General features: G+C 63.2%; 13 protein-coding genes. 2 read left to right on the top strand and 11 right to left on the bottom strand.

Annotated elements, in window-relative coordinates; genetic code table 11:
- Window positions 1-5 precede the first annotated feature (5 nt).
- The 9 genes from ACK4R0_RS11365 to ACK4R0_RS11325 form a co-directional block, all read right to left on the bottom strand.
- Window positions 6-788, bottom strand: coding sequence for an SDR family NAD(P)-dependent oxidoreductase (locus ACK4R0_RS11365; RefSeq protein ID WP_409674046.1), 783 nt, complete (start codon window positions 786-788; stop codon window positions 6-8).
- Between the two features lie 163 nt (window positions 789-951).
- Window positions 952-2,124, bottom strand: coding sequence for an acetyl-CoA C-acetyltransferase (locus ACK4R0_RS11360; RefSeq protein WP_409674045.1), 1,173 nt, complete (start codon window positions 2,122-2,124; stop codon window positions 952-954).
- 262 nt (window positions 2,125-2,386) lie between these two features.
- Window positions 2,387-3,814: an aldehyde dehydrogenase family protein gene (locus ACK4R0_RS11355; protein WP_409674044.1), complete on the bottom strand. Its 1,428-nt coding sequence runs from the start codon at window positions 3,812-3,814 to the stop codon at window positions 2,387-2,389.
- Window positions 3,815-3,952: 138 nt separating this feature from the next.
- Window positions 3,953-5,245 (bottom strand): cytochrome P450, encoded by a 1,293-nt coding sequence (locus tag ACK4R0_RS11350; RefSeq protein WP_409674043.1) that lies wholly within the window; start codon window positions 5,243-5,245, stop codon window positions 3,953-3,955.
- 3 nt (window positions 5,246-5,248) lie between these two features.
- Window positions 5,249-6,787, bottom strand: coding sequence for an acyl-CoA synthetase (locus ACK4R0_RS11345; RefSeq protein ID WP_409674042.1), 1,539 nt, complete (start codon window positions 6,785-6,787; stop codon window positions 5,249-5,251).
- Window positions 6,788-6,993: 206 nt separating this feature from the next.
- Complete coding sequence (locus tag ACK4R0_RS11340; RefSeq protein ID WP_409674041.1) at window positions 6,994-7,662, bottom strand: M23 family metallopeptidase; 669 nt, start codon at window positions 7,660-7,662, stop codon at window positions 6,994-6,996.
- A gap of 415 nt (window positions 7,663-8,077) precedes the next feature.
- Window positions 8,078-8,548, bottom strand: coding sequence for a peroxiredoxin (locus ACK4R0_RS11335; RefSeq protein ID WP_409674095.1), 471 nt, complete (start codon window positions 8,546-8,548; stop codon window positions 8,078-8,080).
- An 8-nt stretch (window positions 8,549-8,556) separates the two neighbouring features.
- Window positions 8,557-11,280 (bottom strand): bifunctional [glutamine synthetase] adenylyltransferase/[glutamine synthetase]-adenylyl-L-tyrosine phosphorylase, encoded by a 2,724-nt coding sequence (locus ACK4R0_RS11330; protein WP_409674040.1) that lies wholly within the window; start codon window positions 11,278-11,280, stop codon window positions 8,557-8,559.
- A gap of 66 nt (window positions 11,281-11,346) precedes the next feature.
- The gene (locus tag ACK4R0_RS11325; protein WP_409674039.1) at window positions 11,347-11,991 is read right to left on the bottom strand and encodes a sigma-70 family RNA polymerase sigma factor; all 645 of its coding nucleotides are present in this window, start codon (window positions 11,989-11,991) and stop codon (window positions 11,347-11,349) included.
- Window positions 11,992-12,235: 244 nt separating this feature from the next.
- On the opposite strand from ACK4R0_RS11325, the gene ACK4R0_RS11320 reads away from it, so the two are divergent.
- On the top strand, window positions 12,236-13,909 hold the full coding sequence (locus ACK4R0_RS11320; protein ID WP_409674038.1) for a M28 family metallopeptidase: 1,674 nt from the start codon (window positions 12,236-12,238) through the stop codon (window positions 13,907-13,909).
- A 10-nt stretch (window positions 13,910-13,919) separates the two neighbouring features.
- Here ACK4R0_RS11320 and ACK4R0_RS11315 read toward each other — a convergent pair whose 3' ends face one another.
- The gene (locus ACK4R0_RS11315) at window positions 13,920-14,282 is read right to left on the bottom strand and encodes a type II toxin-antitoxin system VapC family toxin (protein WP_409674037.1); all 363 of its coding nucleotides are present in this window, start codon (window positions 14,280-14,282) and stop codon (window positions 13,920-13,922) included.
- Window positions 14,279-14,749 carry a hypothetical protein gene (locus ACK4R0_RS11310; protein WP_409674036.1) on the bottom strand — a complete coding sequence of 157 codons (471 nt, stop codon included), beginning with the start codon at window positions 14,747-14,749 and terminating at the stop codon, window positions 14,279-14,281. The genes ACK4R0_RS11315 and ACK4R0_RS11310 overlap by 4 nt, the downstream gene beginning before the upstream one ends.
- Window positions 14,750-14,798: 49 nt before the next feature.
- On the opposite strand from ACK4R0_RS11310, the gene ACK4R0_RS11305 reads away from it, so the two are divergent.
- Window positions 14,799-15,800: an agmatine deiminase family protein gene (locus ACK4R0_RS11305; protein WP_409674035.1), complete on the top strand. Its 1,002-nt coding sequence runs from the start codon at window positions 14,799-14,801 to the stop codon at window positions 15,798-15,800.
- Window positions 15,801-15,833: the final 33 nt, after the last annotated feature.

Raw genomic sequence — 15,833 nt, 5'->3', positions numbered from 1 at the left:
AGGTATCAGCGCGGCGCCATGCGGATGCCGCCGTCGAGACGCACGTCCTCGCCGTTGAAATAGCCGCATTCGATCATCGTCATCGCCAGCTTGGCATATTCGTCCGGATCGCCGAGGCGCTTGGGGAACGGCACCGATGCGCCGAGCGCGTCCTTTACCTGCTGCGGCGCGGCTGCAAGCAGCGGGGTGTTGAAGATGCCAGGCAGGATGGTGTTGACGCGGATCGCCTCGCCGGCAAGATCACGCGCGATCGGCAGGGTCATGCCGACGACGCCGCCCTTGGATGCCGAATAGGCCGCCTGGCCGATCTGGCCGTCTTCTGCCGCCACCGATGCGGTGTTGACGATCGCACCGCGATCGCCGTCGGGCAGCGGGTCGAGCGTCATCATGCCGGCAGCCGACTTGGCGATGCAGCGGAACGTGCCAACGAGGTTGATCTGGATGATCCAGTTGAACGCATCGAGCGGGAAGTGCTTGATGCTGCCGTCGTCGCGCGAGCGGCTGGCGGTCTTGATCGCGTTGCCGGTGCCGGCGCAGTTGACCAGGATGCGCTCCTGGCCGATCGCGGCGCGCGCCTTTTCGAACCCGGCATCGACGCTGGCATCGTCGGTCACATTGACTTCGCAGAACACGCCGCCGATTTCATTGGCGAGCGCGGTGCCCTTTTCTTCCTGCAGATCGAAGATGGCGACCTTGACGCCCTTGGCGGCAAGCGCGCGGGCCGTGGCAGCGCCGAGGCCCGAGGCACCGCCGGTAACAACGGCAGAAATGCTGGAATCAAGTATCATGAAGTGTCTCCTGGAATGAATATCTGAAAATCCTCCCCTGCACGGGGAGGTGGATCGCCGCAGGCGAGACGGAGGGGTGTCCACGTTTGCGATAGGGAGACACCCCTCCACCATCCTGCGGATGGTCCCCTCCCCTAAAAAGGGGAGGATTGAATGGCTTAGCTCAGCTCAACCGCTCGATGATCGTGACGTTGGCCTGGCCGCCGCCTTCGCACATCGTCTGCAGGCCGTATTTGCCGCCGCGCTTTTCGAGCGCGTTGAGCAAAGTCGCCATCAGCTTGGTGCCCGAGGCGCCGAGCGGATGGCCCAGCGCGATCGCGCCGCCATTGACGTTGAGCCGGTCATGGCTGGCGCCGAGGTACGACAGCCACGCCAGCGGCACCGGCGCGAACGCCTCGTTGACTTCGTACAGATCGATATCGTCGATCTTCATGCCCGCACGCTTGAGCGCGCGCTCGGTCGCGAACAGCGGCTCTTCGAGCATGATCACCGGATCGCCTGCGGTCACCGAGACATGATGGATGCGCGCGCGCGGGGTCAGGCCATGATCCTTGAGCGCCTGCTCGGAGACGATCAACACCGCCGAAGCGCCATCGCAGATCTGGCTGGCGTTGGCGGCCGAGAGCACGCCGGTTTCGGTGATGCGCTTGACGCCCGAGATGCCTTCCAGCGTCGCATCGAAGCGAATGCCTTCATCGACCTTGTGCCATTCCTTGCCCTCGGGGGTTTCGATCTCGACCGGAACGATCTCGTTTTCGAACGCGCCTGCCTGCGATGCTGCGGCCGCGCGCCGATGGCTCTCGAGCGAGAAGGCGTCGATCTGCTCCTTGGTCTGGCCATGCTTCTTGACGATCATCTCGGCGCCATCGAACTGGCTGAACATCACGCCGGGGAACGCCTCTTCGAGCCGCGCCGATTTGTAGTTGCCCATGCCCGCCTTCATGTACAGCACCGCAGGGCTGCCCATGGGAACGCGGGTCATGCTTTCGATGCCGCTGGCCAGCACGATGTCCTGCGTGCCGCTCATCACCGCCTGGGCTGCGAACTGCATCGCCTGCTGCGACGATCCGCACTGGCGATCGATCGTGACGGCAGGAATGCTGTCGGGCAGCTTCGATGCCAGCACCGCGTTGCGGCCCAGGTCCATCGTCTGCTCGCCGCCCTGGCCGACGCAGCCGGTGATGACGTCGTCGATCGCGCGGGTGTCGAAATCGTTGCGGCTGGCGATCGCGTCGAACACCGCAGCGCCAAGGTCCACCGGATGAATGCCAGCAAGCCGTCCGCCGCGACGACCCCCTGCGGTACGAACTGCATCGACAATATAGGCATGAGCCATGGAGTATCTCCTGATTGAGTTACGAAACGGGCGGTATGAGGACGATTCCACACCGGATTTAATCGAACGGTTAAACAGCGTTACGCCCTCCGTCAACGGGCAGAAATTGCTTCTGGCGGCAGTCCGTTCTCCGGCGAAAGCCGGAGATCAGGGTTTGGATCATGCGACATAACCACTGGACCTGGGCTTTCGCCGGAGAACGGGGTGGCAAGAACGGTCACCATCTCATCGCCTGCCGCTGCAAGGAAGACGGCTGGAATGCCTACGCTGCCGCCTTCTCGCGCTTGATCGTGATCACCTGCGGATAGGTGAACTCGAGCAGACCCTCCTTGCCATATTCGGCGCCAAAGCCCGACTGCTTGTGTCCGCCAAAGGGCGCGAACGGCGACAGGTGGAGGAACTCGTTGATCCACACGGTTCCGGTTTCGAGCTGCTCGGCGACGCGTACGCCCTCGTCGGTGTCGCTGGTCCACACCGCACCGGCGAGCCCGTAGTCCGAGGCATTGGCGCGTGCGATAGCTTCATCGACAGTCGCGAACTTCATCAGCGGCATGACCGGGCCGAACTGCTCCTCGGCCACGATGCGCGCGTCTTCGGGCGGGTTGTCGAGGATCGTGATCGGCACGTAATAGCCGGGCACCGAGGGATCATGATCGCCGCCGACCAGGAACTTGTAGCCATTGTCCTTGGCATCCTGGATCAACTCGAGCACCCGCTCATACTGCTTCTTGTTCTGGATCGGGCCGACAGCCGTCCCCTGCTCGGCGCCATCGCCCACTTTCACATGGCGGGCGTATTCTGCGATAGCGGCGGACAGTTCGTCGTAGATATCCTCGTGGATATAGATGCGCTTGGCCGCGACGCAGATCTGGCCTGCGTTGGTGAAGCTCGACCAGAACAATTGCTCGGCGACCTTTTTGACGTCCGCATCAGGCAGCACGATCGAGGCATCGTTGCCGCCGAGCTCGAGCGTGATCCGCTTGAGGTCCTTCGATGCGGTTTCCATCACGCGCTTGCCGGTCGCGGTCGATCCGGTGAAGGTGATCTTGTCGATATCGGGGTGCGCGGTGATCATCGGGCCCAGGTCATCGCCGCCGGTGATGACGTTGAGCACGCCTGCGGGCACCACGTCTGCCACCAGTTCCATGATCCGCAACGTCGCCAGCGGCGTGAACGGCGAGGGTTTGAGCACGATGGTGCAGCCCGAAAGCATCGCAGGCACGATCTTCTGGATCGCCATCATCACCGGGAAGTTCCACGGCACGATGCCGCCGACCACGCCCACCGGAACGCGGCGGGTGCGCGACAGCCGGGTTTCGCTGTCTTCGTTGATCTCGTCTTCCAGCGTCAGCGTCGATTGCGCCGCGGCCATCCCGGCGGCGCCATAGATCTCGCCGGTCGCCTGGGCGTGCGGCTTGCCCTGCTCAGCGGTCAGCAGCCGCATCAGCTCGTCGGCGTTTTCCTTGATCGCGGCCGATATCTTCATGATCACCGCGCGGCGTTCATCGATCGGGGTCTTCGACCAGGTCTTGAACGCGGCGCGCGCGGCTGCGACCGCGCGGTCGAGCTCTGCCTGGCCGCAATCGGGCACCTGGCCGATCACCTGTTCGTTCGCGGGATTGACCACGTCGATCCACTTGCCAGGCTTTTCGAGCTTGCCGTTGATCAGTACGCTGTATTGCTGAACCATGAGAACGATCCTTTCCTGAGAAATCTGCCCGGCTGGGTCCGGGTGCTTGGTCTTTTCAATATGGGTCTTGGCGATCAGGCTACATCGCCCGTCCACCGCAGGCCACTATCTATTCATCCGGCCATTCATCCGGCAAGCCTACCGCGCGACGAAGCGGATCGGCAGCGTCTTGGGTCCGCCGACAAAGGTGCTGGAGGCGCGCTGTGGGGTGCCCGCAAGCTCCACCGCTTCCACTCGGTCGAGCAGTTCCTCGAACAAAATCCGCATCTCCATTCGCGCCAGATGCAGCCCCAGACACTGGTGCACGCCTGCGCCGAACGCGACATGTCGGTTCGGTCCGCGCGTCGCATCGAACCGGTCGGGATTGTCGAACACCCGCTCGTCGTAATTGCCCGAGACATAGCACAGCATCAGCCAGTCATCCTTGGCGATCGCCTGCCCGCCAATCTCGCAATCTTCGGCCGCGGTGCGCATGAAATGCTGGACCGGCGTGGTCCAGCGGATCGCCTCCTCGATCAGGCCAGGCAGCAGGCTGCGGTCGGCCTTGATCCGCGCAAACTGCTCGGGATCATCGGCCAGCGCCCACATCGCCCCCGCGGTCGAGGCAGACGTCGTATCGTGCCCGGCTGCAGCGACGATGATGTAATAGCCCGCCGCATTGCGGTCGCTGATCGGCTGCCCGTCGATCAGCGCATTGGCGATGACGGTGGCGACATCGTCCTGCGGGTAGGCGCGCCGGTCGGCGGCGAGCTTCATGAAGTAGCCCTCGAAATCGCGCACCGCGTCAACCACCAGCTGCGAGATCTGTTCAGGAGTCAGCTGGACCGAGCGCGCCCGGTTGAGGTCGGGGTCTTCGCCGCCGAACATCTCCTGCGTCAGCTTGAGCATCAAGGGCTCGTCCTCGTGCGGGACGCCCAGAATCTGCATGACGACATGCAACGGATACAGCGACGAGACCTGGTGCACGAAATCGCAGGTGCCTCCGGTCGCCACCATCGCGTCTATCGAAGCGCGCGCAATCTCGCGCACCTTCGCCTCGATGTTCGCCAGGTTCTTGGGCATGAACCAGCTTTGCGTCAGCTTGCGATAGTCCATGTGCTCGGGCGCATCCATGGTGACCAGCGATCGCACGAGATGCGGGCTGCCGCCGGTGATCATATGCGTCAGCATCTGCACCGCGACCGGCGAGAGCACCACCGATTTGGGCGCGTTGAGAAACCGCGCATTGTCCTTGCTGATGGCGAGGATATCCTCATGCCGGGTGACGGCCCAGAACGGCATATAGCCCTCTGCCTGCACCTGTGCGACCGGCATATTGTCGCGCGCCCAGCGGAACTTGTCCTTGAGCTCGTTCCACTGGCCATAGGCTATGGGGTTGACGATCGCCGATGCGATCTCGGGCGGCAGCGCGGCCGGAGCGATCGTCGCCATGGCTCAGCCTCCCGCCATTTCGGCATCGGCCTTGGCCTTGGCCCAGTATTCGTCGCGCAGCAGCCTTTTGTAGAGCTTGCCGGTGGCATGCCGGGGAAGCTCGTCGCGAAAATCGATCTGGCGCGGCATTTTGACACCCGAAAGCGACTGGCGCAGATAGCTGCTGAGGTCGTCGGCCAGCTCCGCGCCGGCGTCCGCCAGATCGAGCGGCTGGACGATGGCGACCACGCTCTCGCCCATATCGGGGCATGGCGCGCCGATCACCGCAGCGTCGGCGACGCGCGGATGGCTGACCAAGAGGTTCTCGATCTCCTGCGGGTAGATGTTGACCCCGCCCGAGATGATCATGAAGCTCTTGCGGTCGGTGAGATACAGATAGCCCTCCTCGTCGACCCAGCCGACATCACCCAGGGTGGTCCACCCTTGCGGATGCGTTGCCTCGCGGGTCTTGTCGGCATCGTTGTGATAGCTGAACTGACCGCCGCCTTCGAAGTACACCGTGCCCTCAGTGCGCGCGGGGACTTCGTTGCCCTCCTCATCGCAAATCCGCACGATGCCGAGCAGCGCGCGACCAACCGACCCCTGGTGCGTCAACCACTCCTCGCTCGAGATGAAGGTGAAGCCGTTGCCTTCGGTTCCGGCGTAATATTCCTTGAGCACCGGACCCCACCAGTCGATCATCGCCTGCTTGACCGGCACCGGGCATGGCGCGGCAGCGTGCACGGCCGACTTGAGGCTGGAGACGTCATAGCGAAGCCGCACCTCTTCGGGGAGCTTGAGCATCCGGGTGAAATGCGTCGGCACCCACTGGCTGACGTTGACCTTGTAGCGCTCGATCAAGGCGAGGGCTTGTTCGGGATCGAACTTTTCCATCACGATCACCGTGCCGCCAAGCTTGTGCACCGTCATGCACCAGCGCAGCGGCGCAGCGTGATACAGCGGCGCCGGCGACAGATAGATGCTGTCTGCGCCAAAGCCGAAGGCACCCTGTGCCAGCGCCACCAGCGAGTTGCCGGCTGCGATGTTGCCGTCTTCTGGCAACGGCAGCCTTATTCCCTTGGGACGGCCCGTGGTGCCCGAGGAATAGAGCATGTCCGCACCTGCCCGCTCGTCGGGTATCGGCGTATCGGGCATCGCATCGATGGCCGATACGACCGCCGGATCGTCAAGGCTGGCGATCGGCACGTCGGGGCACTCGGCCGCTATCGCCGCCTGCTGCGCGGCGAGCGTGTTCGACGTGAACAGCAATTTGGCGCCACTGTCGTTCAGGATATAGGCGATTTCGTCTGCGGTCAGGCGATTGGAGAGCGCAACGAAGATCAGCCCCGAGCGCTGCGCACCCCAGACGACATCGAAATATTCGGCCCGGTTCTCCAGGCACAGGGCGACCGTGTCGCCCACGCCGATACCCTGGGACCGCAGATAGTGCGCAACCTGGTTCGACCGGCGATCCAGCTGGTCATAGCTGACCGTGGCCCCCGAGCCTGCCATGATGACCGCAGGCTTCTGGCCGTCCGTCCGGGCATGGACCGATGGATGCATTGCGACATTCCCTCCTGTTCGGGGGAATCTGTTCGACCGCCGATCTGGCGCTTGTGCGACGATTCCCGCTCTGCAGCCGATCATGATTTAATCGATCGGTTAAAGCAACGCCTAACTGCGGAATTCCGCCAAGCGGACAAGAAAAAAGCGCCGGAAAACCGACGCTCTTGACTTGATTGAAGGATGTGAACGCTGGCGGAGGGCGCTTATTCCGCCGGGCCGCCCTGAGCCACCTTGCTGCCATCTGCGATGGCCAGCAGATAATCGCGCGAGGAGATGAACGGCATCGGGTTCACCGAGTTTCCGGCGATGCGCACTTCATAATGAAGGTGGCTGCCAGTGGAGCGACCGGTCGAGCCCATCAGGCCGATGACCTGGCCCTTGGTGACGCGCTGGTTGGGTTCGACCAGGATTTCCGACATATGGCCGTAGCGCGTCTGGATTTCGCCGCCATGGTCGAGCTCGACATACTTGCCGTAACCACCGACCCACTGGGCGCGTCCGACAATGCCGTCGGCGGTAGCGTAGATCGGCGTACCGATCGGGCCTGCCATATCGACGCCCTTGTGGCGGGCGCGGCGACCGGCGAACGGATCGGCGCGGAAGCCGTACTGGCTGGTCAGCTTGAAGCTGTCGACCGGCTTGCGCGACGGGATGGCAATGCGACCGGTTTCACGATTTTCGAGCGATTTCCAGTCAGCGAATAATGCGCGAAACTCGGTGTCCTGAGCGCTGCTGCTGGTGTCCTTGATCGAGGAAGCGATGTTCGAAGCGACATCGGCAGATCCGTTTTCAGCAAACGCTGGTGATGCAGCGCACAGCAGGCCAGCTGCGGAAGTGGTAAGGACCGTTGCGACAATTCTGGTTGCGACCATGAATATTCAGCACCTTGTTATCGGGCAGTCGCCTGGCCGGTAGACCATGACGGCTGCTCTCTTTTCCCACGGCCTCAATCGAGGCCAGGGCAGAAAAAAGCGAAAAATCGTTGGAACCCCTTCCCTCCGACTTCGTTAGATTGTGAGTAGAAGAAAATGTTTGTGCACCGCAACCCATCCCGGTCGATGGAGCGTTAAAGCGGCTGGCTCGCGCGTTGAAGCGTTTTGTCGCGGCAAAATGTTGCCGAATGTTGCGCGGTCGGCAGGTGCGTGATTTCCAGAATCGCCCCATCCGCCATACGGCCATGCCCAGATCCGCGTATTGCAGAAATTCGCCATTTATTGAAAAATAGGCGACCTGCTCGGTTGAGCAGGCCGCCGAACGGTGTTTCCGAACTGAGCGTGTGCTGGACGGTCAGACCGTTTTCGCCGCTGCAAGCACTTCATCGACATGGCCTGCAACCTTGACCTTGCGCCATATCCTGACGACCCGGCCGTCCTTGCCGATCAGGAACGTGGATCGGTCCATCCCCATGTATTTTTTGCCGTACATCGACTTTTCAATCCAGACACCCATGGCTTCGGCCAGCCCATCGCTTTCCGCATCACTGGCAAGCGGCACCGTCAGGCCATATTTCTCGATGAACTTGAGATGCTTTTTGGGCGGATCCTTGGAAACCCCGAGCACCGACACACCTGCAGCCTCGAACTCCGCGAGATGCTGGCTGAATTCCTGCGCCTCCCTGGTGCACCCCGTCGTGTCATCCTTGGGATAGAAATACAGCACCCAAACCGTGTCCGCGTAGTCGCTGGCGCGCACTTCGCTGCCATCGGGGCGAGTCAACGCCACATCGGGGATGGTGTCTCCAATATCGGTCATCGTCATCATTCCTTTCATCCGTTCGGCGGAACGCTATCAGCCGCTCCAAAAACCTTCTGCCAGCAGGCCAGCACGTCGGCACGCGCCTCCTCGACCGTGGCTAGCAATTCATCCCATGATCCGCATCCGCACGCACGCGCAATCAATATCTGGCTGGCGGGGACAGGGACGACGCAGTCGGGTGCGACAAGCCGCACAGTTACCAGCAGCCGGGTCAAAAGGTCATGCGCGCGCCCGAGCGACACATCCACCAGCCCAGCCTGCGCCAGTGCGCCCAGCGCATCCCTGAGATCAGGGTAAAACCCCGTATGATGCTGCAGCTGCAGGGTATGCACGATGAACTCGATGTCGATAAGGCCGCCGGGCAACAGCTTGACGTCGAGCGGGCCGATCGGTCGCTTGTGCGCGGCTATATCGGTGCGCATCTTGCGGGCAGCAGCGGCGGTTTCGCTGGCATCGCGCGGCGAATGGAGGACATCGCCAATGATTCCCTCCAGACGCGACCGTGCCGCTGCGGATCCATAGACAACGCGCGCCCGGCACAACGCCATGTGTTCCCACGTCCAGGCATGACCGCGCTGGTAATCAGAAAAGCTGGCGAACGAAACTGCAAGCAAACCCTGGGCGCCGTTGGGTCGCAGCCGGGTATCGACCTCGTACAACGCACCTGCTGCAGTCGCCACGCTGAGCGCCGCGATGATCCGCTGCGCCAGCCGGTTGTGATACTGCGTGCTGCCAAGCGGTCGCGCGCCGTCCGATTCCCCACCGATCTCCCCGCTGAACAGGAAGATGAGGTCGAGGTCCGAAGCATGGGTCAGCGCGCCGCCACCCAGCCGGCCAAGCGCCAGGATGACAGGTTCGCTGTCGGCGATCCTGCCGTGGACGGCGGTGAACTCCTGCACCGCGCAATCGGCCAGCCTGATGATCGCCGCTTCCGCCACCCGCGCATACCCCCCGGCGATGGCGATGGGATCATGACGTCCCTCGATCAGCTGCACGCCCAGCCCAAACCGCATCTCGCCAACCCGCACCCGCACCGCATCGAGCCGCTGCTGATAATCATCGCCTGGCTCTTCGCGTGACAGGCGCTGGACGATGTCTTCCACGCTGCCCACCAGATCATAGGCGCTGGCATCGATCAGCCCGTCGAGCAGATCGCCCCTGCGCGCCAGCGATTCGGCGAGTGGCGGCGCATGACTCAATATGTCGACCAGGGTCTGCATCAGCGCCGGGCGCGCCTCCAACAGGCGGAACACGTTCACGGTGCTGGGCAGCTGCCGCAGCAAATCGTCGAACCGGTTGAGCGCGCCCGCCTGATCGGGGGCGTCGGCAAAAGCGGCGAGCAGCGCAGGCAGCACCGCCTCGAACGCCTTGCGTCCGGCCGCGCTGCGCAACGCGCGCACCGCGCCGCCGCGCCACGCCTGCACCCGCGCGGCCAGGGCCTCGGGCGCCTGCAGCCCGGCGCTGGCAAGGGCATCGACGAGCAACTCCGGATCGCTGCTCAATGTGATCGCGGCATCGTCACTGCTTGCGCGCTGCGATGCGATCAGCCCGTCATACACTTGCCCAACTTCGCTGGTGACGCCTGACAGCACCTCGATCATCGCCGCACCGTCCTTGAGGCCATGCAACCTCGCGACATTGTTCAGCGCCTCGACATCCTGGGGCAGGCTGTGGGTCTGCTGGTCATCTACCATCTGCAGGCGGTGCTCGAGCGTGCGCAGCGTGCGGTAATGCCGCGCCAGCATGTCTGCCTCTTCGTCCGGCACGATGTCCTGCGCCGCCAACGCCGCCAATGCGTCGAGCGTGGAGCGCGCGCGCAGCGCGGGGTTGCGGCCACCATGGATCAGCTGGTGCGCCTGGGTAAAGAACTCAACCTCGCGGATGCCGCCGCGACCGCGCTTGATATCGAAGCCGGGGCCGAGCAACTGGCCCTTGCTGTAATGGTCGCGAATCTGGCGGGTCAGCGCGGCGATTTCGTCGATCGTGCCGAAATCGAGCGACCGGCGCCAGATGAACGGGCGCAGCGCCTCCATGAAATAATTGCCCAGCATCCGGTCGCCCGCAGCCGCGCGCGAGCGGATGTAGGCCGCCTGCTCCCAGGTCAGCGCCTGCGATTCATAATGCGAGATGGCGGCATCGACAGGGATCGCCAGCGGAGTCACCTCGGCTGCAGGACGCAGCCGCAAGTCCATCCGGAAGACATAGCCATAGCCATCGCGCGCGCTCATCAAATCAACGAGTTGCCGCGCAATGCGCTGCGCAGCATCGGCAGGGTCCTCGCGCGGCCTGACCGGCAGGGTCTCAGGGTCGTAGATAAAGATCGGATCAATATCCGACGAATAATTGAGCTCCTGGCCGCCATGCTTGCCCAAGGCGATCACGGCGAATCCGCGTACAGTTTCGCCGGGACTGCGCTTGGCAAAGATATCGCCAAGCGCAGCATCGAGCGCAGCATCGGCAAAGTCGGAAAGGCAGTGCGTGACCTTCTCGACGCCGATCACGCCGGCGAGATCGGCGATGCCTAGCATCATCGCCAAGGCATTCTTGCGCCGACGCAGGCACTCGCCGACAGGGGCATCGGCATAGGCCGCTGCGATCGCCTCGATCGCGGCATCCACGCCTTGCTGGCGCAGAACTTCGAGCAACAACGGGTGCCGGTCCAGCGCGAGCGCCAGAAAGGGTGAGTGGTCGCGGGCGCGGCCTATCGCGTCGGCATAGCTGTCGGATGCATTCATGGCGGCAGTGCTAAACGTCGATCGGGAACTGCACAATCGGTCTTGGCGTTCTGATGGCCAAGCGGATCAATCCTCGTCGCTGCCGCGCCCGGGAAGCCCGCCGCTGACCCTGTCGACATCGGCCATGATCGCCGCCATCGGGTCGGAGGAGCGTTCGCCCCTTTCGTCGTTGGGCAGCGAATCATCGATCAGCGTCTGCAGCGCCGCTCGCCCGCGCGCCACACGGCTCTTGATCGTCCCCAGCGCCACGCCGCAGATTTCCGACGCTTCCTCGTAGGAAAATCCGCCCGCTCCAATCAGGATCAGCGCTTCTCGCTGGCTTTCGGGCAACTGCATCAATGCGCGCTGGACATCGGCCAGGTGCAGTTGATCGCCCTGCCCCGCAGGCATCGACAGAATGCGGTCGGCAACCACGTCGTCCCATTCGGTGGTGAACCGGGCACGGCGGCGCTGCGAGAGAAACGAATTGCGCAGGATGATGAACGTCCAGGCGCGCATGTTGGTTCCTGCCGCGAATCGACCGCGCGCAGCCCATGCCTTGAGCATGGTATCCTGCACCAGATCATCCGCCACATCGCGATTGCCGCTGAGCGAGCGCCCATAGGCGCGAAGATGCGGGATCAGCGCGGCAAGCTGCGCCTTGAACTCACCGTCATCGAGCGGCGCACCGCCGATTTCCGGCGCGGCATCTGCGGGATTTTCCACCGCCATCAGTTTATGGCCTGACCTTCACACATGATTTTGACGGGGGTCGTGACCAAGCCAATCGACCTGCGCCACCTTGACGCATGTTAAGTTTGATACGGTCGATAGGGAAATTCGTTGCATATCACAAGCATGGGGCAAGCCCCGCCGGCGCACCGTGCTTGCCTGCTTTGCGGCAAGGTGGCAAAGGTAGCGGCCCGTCGGGCCTCGCGTCTGGCTGTCTCCCCTCTGGTCGAAAAGCCCGCTGTGCATGATCAAATCCCTGCTTAAGTTCGCGCCCTTGTCGCTGGCCCTTATTGCCGCCCATGCAGGCGCGCAGCAGCCGACGATGCTCGATATTCCGGATGTCGCCCCCCAACCGGTGTCACAAGCTACGATGCAGGACGTAACCCGGATGCTTTCGTCCGATGAATTTGAGGGCCGGGCGCCCGGTAGCGTCGGTGAAAAGAAAACCATCGCGCTTTTGACCGAACGGTTTGCCAAAGCTGGGCTGAAGCCGGGCAATGGCGACAGCTGGCTGCAGCCCGTGCCGCTGGTCAGCATCGAGGCCGGCAAGGTCAGTCCGTTGACGGTGACCGGCGGCACCGGACCGCAGTCGTTCGACTATGGCTCTGACATGGTGGTCGGAACCTATCGCGAGACTGCCAGCATCGATATTGCAAACAGCGAAGTCGTGTTCGTCGGCTATGGTATCAACGCAGCCGAAAAGGGCTGGAACGACTATGCCGGGGTCGACGTCAAGGGAAAGACCGTCGTCATCCTGGTCAACGATCCCGATTATGACAGTGCGGACATGACCGGTGATTTTGGCGGCAAGGCGATGACTTATTATGGCCGCTGGACCTATAAATACGAAGAAGCCGCCCGCCAGGGCGCAGCGGCAGCGCTGATCGTTCATGACGAGGTGCCGGCGGCTTATGGCTGGGGCGTGGTGGAATCGAGCTGGACCGGTCCCCAATTCTTCGCCCAGAGCAACGACAAGGGCGCCAGCAACACCCAGGCGAACGGCTGGATCCAGAAGGCTGCAGCCGAACAACTGCTGGCGAGCGCCGGACAGGATTTTGCGACATTGAGCGCCGCTGCCAAGCGCAAGGGCTTCAAGGCGGTGCCGCTGGGACTCAAGGCCTCGGTGTCCTTCGACAACGCCATCGACACGACGATGTCGAACAACATCATCGGCATTCTGCCCGGCGCCAAGCGGCCCGACGAATATGTGCTCTACACCGCGCACTGGGATCATCTGGGCCGCTGCAAGCCCGCCCCCGATGGCGACGACATCTGCAACGGCGCGGTCGACAATGCAACCGGCACCGCAGCATTGGTCGCGCTCGCAGAAACCTTCGCGCAGGCCGGCGCACCCGACCGCAGCGTGGTCTTCCTGGCTGTCACCGCAGAGGAATCGGGGCTGCTGGGGTCGGCATTTTACGGCGAGAACCCGGTCTATCCGCTGGCCAAGACCGTGGGCGGCATCAACATGGATGCGTTCTTGATGGCAGGTCCATCGCGCAACGTCACCGTGGTGGGCAAGGGCAAGTCCGAGCTCGAGGCGTATCTCGATGCGGCGCTTGCTTCCGTCAACCGGGTCGCAACGCCAGACAGCATGCCGCAGAACGGCTATTACTACCGCTCGGATCATTTCAGCCTCGCCAAGCAGGGCGTGCCGATGCTCTATGTCGATGGTGGCACCGACCTGATCAATGGCGGCACCCAGGCTGGCGAAGCGGCAGCAAAGGACTATACCGTCAACCGCTATCACGGCCCCAAGGACGAATATAATCCCGAATGGGACTGGTCGGGGGTGATGGCCGACCTGTCGCTGTTCTACCGCATCGGCCGATCGCTGGCGATGTCGACCAGCTGGCCGAACTGGGTCGAAGGCGACGAATTCCGCGCCACCCGCGACGCCAGCCGCTCAGGCAGGTAAGAGCGCCGCCTCAGGGCATGAAGGCCATGCCGAGCGCGTCGGCGTGCGATGCCAGTCGCACGTCGCGCGTCCAGAGGCGTGCGCCAGCACCGAAGGCCGCCGCCATCAGATGGACATCGACAAAGCCAACGCCGCTGCCCGCCAGCCGGTGCTGCGCGATGAAGCGGTAAAAGTCGTCCTCACCAACCACGGCGAGACTGGGCAAGGCATTCAGGTCGTCGATGGTATCCTGCCAATCGCGCAACGAGCCCATCGCCAGCTCGCCTGTAACGAAGGGATGCTGCAAAACCTGCCCGCCGATCAGGAGTGCGGTCAGCATGTCGCTTCGCTTCCGAAAATGGTCCACCCAAACCGAGGTATCTACCGCGATCAAACCGCTGGTCTTTCGCGCGGAGGCAATTCAAGCCCGGGCATGGTCCCGCCCATACCCGCAAGCCGCGACGCGGCCAGCGAAGCGATGAGCTGCTCCAGCGCCATTCCGACAAGCTCGTCCCGGTCTGAAATTCCCGTGAGCATCTGCGCGCGTTCAAACAGCATATCGGCATGCGAACGGGCCACCATATCCGGGCCCGAAGACGAGGTAACGGCGGCGCGGCGATCTCTTTCGAAGCGGACTGTTCGTGCCTCGACATCCACCTTGGCGGTGCGCCAGCCGACCGCCGACCAGCTCAATTTCTGACCGCGGCCGCCGTTTTTTTCGTTGGCCCACCATTCAGGATATTTGTAAGCGCTGGCCGGAAGACTAAACCCAAGCAAGCGCTCGATATCGCTGAAACTCGCATTCCAGATGTCGGCCTCGCTGCGCCGCAAGAATTCCGTCAATGGCTCGTATTTTCCCATGGTATTGGCTCCCGCGAATCCTCGCTTATTATGAGATAATATATATTATATGTCAAAATTCTTCATGCCTCCCGAATGGTCGCCGCAAGCCTGGTTGTGGATCGGATTTCCGCACCTTGCCGATGAGTGGCAGGGCTTTCTCGCCGCTGCTCAGGCCGAGATCGCGGCGTTCGCGCGGGCGGTGGCCGAGAGCGGGGAGCCGGCGCGGCTGGTGTGTCGCGACGAGAACAGCGCCGCGGTTGCACGCGCGTTGACCGGTGATGCGGTGGACATCCAGATCCATCATTATGGCGACATCTGGCTGCGCGACACCGGGCCGTTGGTCGTCACCGATGGCGCGGGCGCCCTGCACGCGCGCCGGTTCGGCTTCAACGGCTGGGGCGGCAAATACGTGATGGATGGCGATACCGAAATCGGCGCCGCGCTGGCGCATGAGGCAGGGCTCGAGCAGACGCTGGCCGACTGGGTGCTCGAGGGCGGCGCGATCGATGTCGACGGCGCCGGGCTGGGCATCACCACCGAGCAGTGCTTGCTCAACCCTAACCGCAATCCCCATCTGTCGCGCGCCGACATCGAGGCACGGTTGCAACGTGATCTGGGCATCGAACGGCTGCTGTGGCTGGGCGACGGCTTGCTCAACGATCATACCGACGGCCATGTCGACAACCTTGCGCGGTTCGTGGCGCCTGGCACGCTGGCCCTGCCGGTGGCGGCCGGCGACGATGACCCAAACGCTGTCGTCTATGCCAATGCGAAGCTGCGCGCCGAGGCGTTCGGTGTCACGATCGTTCCCATCCCCTCGCCCGGCCTTGTCGAACGCACCGATGCCGAGGGAGAGCTGAAGATTCAGCCTGCCAGCCACATGAACTTCGCGATCACCAGCCATGCGGTGATCGTTCCGACCTATGGCACGCCATCGGACCAGCGCGCGGTCGAGGCGATCGCGGCGTGCTTCCCGGATCGCAAGACGATCGGACTGCGCGCCGACGCTGTGCTCGCCGGCGGCGGCAGCTTCCATTGCGCCAGCCAGCAGATGCCCGCCTTGGCCTAGACCTGCAGCCTGATTGATCCCCCCGCCGCCGCC

This window comes from Blastomonas sp., assembly GCF_046294995.1.
GTDB lineage: Bacteria > Pseudomonadota > Alphaproteobacteria > Sphingomonadales > Sphingomonadaceae > Blastomonas.
Note: the sequence above shows the minus strand (reverse complement) of the source record. Positions and strands in the feature narration are given on the sequence as shown.

Coding starts and splice junctions, on each gene's coding strand:
- ACK4R0_RS11320 (WP_409674038.1), top strand. CDS start 12,236: ATGATCAAATCCCTGCTTAAGTTCGCGCCCTTGTCGCTGGCCCTTATT.
- ACK4R0_RS11310 (WP_409674036.1), bottom strand. CDS start 14,749: ATGGGAAAATACGAGCCATTGACGGAATTCTTGCGGCGCAGCGAGGCC.
- ACK4R0_RS11330 (WP_409674040.1), bottom strand. CDS start 11,280: ATGAATGCATCCGACAGCTATGCCGACGCGATAGGCCGCGCCCGCGAC.
- ACK4R0_RS11335 (WP_409674095.1), bottom strand. CDS start 8,548: ATGACGATGACCGATATTGGAGACACCATCCCCGATGTGGCGTTGACT.
- ACK4R0_RS11350 (WP_409674043.1), bottom strand. CDS start 5,245: ATGGCGACGATCGCTCCGGCCGCGCTGCCGCCCGAGATCGCATCGGCG.
- ACK4R0_RS11355 (WP_409674044.1), bottom strand. CDS start 3,814: ATGGTTCAGCAATACAGCGTACTGATCAACGGCAAGCTCGAAAAGCCT.
- ACK4R0_RS11365 (WP_409674046.1), bottom strand. CDS start 788: ATGATACTTGATTCCAGCATTTCTGCCGTTGTTACCGGCGGTGCCTCG.
- ACK4R0_RS11340 (WP_409674041.1), bottom strand. CDS start 7,662: ATGGTCGCAACCAGAATTGTCGCAACGGTCCTTACCACTTCCGCAGCT.
- ACK4R0_RS11325 (WP_409674039.1), bottom strand. CDS start 11,991: ATGGCGGTGGAAAATCCCGCAGATGCCGCGCCGGAAATCGGCGGTGCG.
- ACK4R0_RS11360 (WP_409674045.1), bottom strand. CDS start 2,124: ATGGCTCATGCCTATATTGTCGATGCAGTTCGTACCGCAGGGGGTCGT.
- ACK4R0_RS11345 (WP_409674042.1), bottom strand. CDS start 6,787: ATGCATCCATCGGTCCATGCCCGGACGGACGGCCAGAAGCCTGCGGTC.
- ACK4R0_RS11305 (WP_409674035.1), top strand. CDS start 14,799: ATGTCAAAATTCTTCATGCCTCCCGAATGGTCGCCGCAAGCCTGGTTG.